Annotated in this window: 1 protein-coding gene; it reads left to right on the top strand. The window is 74.9% G+C overall.

The window, feature by feature from the left end; translation table 11 throughout:
* Positions 1 to 1,099: NADase-type glycan-binding domain-containing protein (locus BM536_RS39105; RefSeq protein ID WP_245874059.1), on the top strand; the 1,099-nt coding region annotated here is incomplete at its 5' end.
* Positions 1,100 to 1,148 lie beyond the last annotated feature (49 nt).

Raw genomic sequence — 1,148 nt, 5'->3', positions numbered from 1 at the left:
TACGCTGACACCCCGCCGCCCCCGCCGCCCCGGCCGCCCCGGCCGGTTCCGACAGCGAGGACACGGCGGAGAACCCCCCTGCCGCCCGTCCCCCGCGTCCGACGACACCGCGCCCACCGAGCCCGTGCCCGCCGCCACCGCTCCCACGGTGCCGACCCCCGAGGTCACCGCCGCCGCCGACGCTGCCGACGCCGACGCGATGAACGCGCGGGCCCGCTCCCTCCTGGTCCCCGTCGCCGACCCGGAGGCCCGGCCCACGCCGCCCCCGTCGGTCTCGCCGGTGCTGCCGGGTCGGCCGGTGGCGGACCGTCCGCAGGTGCGGGCGCCGGGTCCGCAGCAGGGTGACGAGAACGGCGTGCCGTGCCCCTGGTGCTCGACCCCCAACCGCCCCGACCGCCACTACTGCACGCGGTGCGCGATGCCGATGACCAGGACGGAGGACAGCTCGGCCCGGCACCGCCCGTGGTGGCGCCGGGTGCTGGACTTCCGCAACCGTGAGACCCCGTGGGCGGGCGACCGGCCCCGGCTGCGGCGCACGTTCGACCGGATCCTGACGTGGGTGGTGGCCGCCGCCGTCCTGAGCCTGCTGATCTGGGTCGGGGTGAGCGCCCCGGGCTGGGTCCAGGCCACCCGCGACCACTTCGCCAAGCGCGCCCCGGTCGCCCCCGACCAGTTCGCGGCCTCCCGCTCCTACCCGGGCCACAAGCCCGACCTGCTCTTCGACAAGGTGAACAACACCTGGTGGGGGCCGGGTGTCACGCAGTCCGGCGAGGGGCAGTGGATCGAGGCCCGGTTCGCCGAGCCGACCCGGCTGCTGGACCTGATCATCACACCGGGTACGTCGACCCGCGCCGATCAACTCTCCCAGTCGGCCCTGCCGCACCGCATCAAGGTGACGATCACGACGAAGGACGGCAGGACGACGACGCGGAACCTCACGCTCGACCAGAGCGCGGGCGGCCAGCGACGGGCGTTCCGCGTCGGCGAGGTGACGAAGGTCCGCTTCACCCTGGAGTCGGCGTACGGGGCCTCCGCGAGCAAGCAGGTGGCCATCGCGGAGATCGAGTTCTTCGGCCGGTCGAGCGCGAACTCGTCCTGACGGCGGCGGGGACGGGCCCGGTGTGATGATCAGGTCCAGCAGCCGGGTC

The organism is Streptomyces phaeoluteigriseus (assembly GCF_001896135.2).
In the GTDB taxonomy this organism is placed as follows: Bacteria; Actinomycetota; Actinomycetes; order Streptomycetales; family Streptomycetaceae; genus Streptomyces; species Streptomyces phaeoluteigriseus.
Note: the sequence above shows the minus strand (reverse complement) of the source record. Positions and strands in the feature narration are given on the sequence as shown.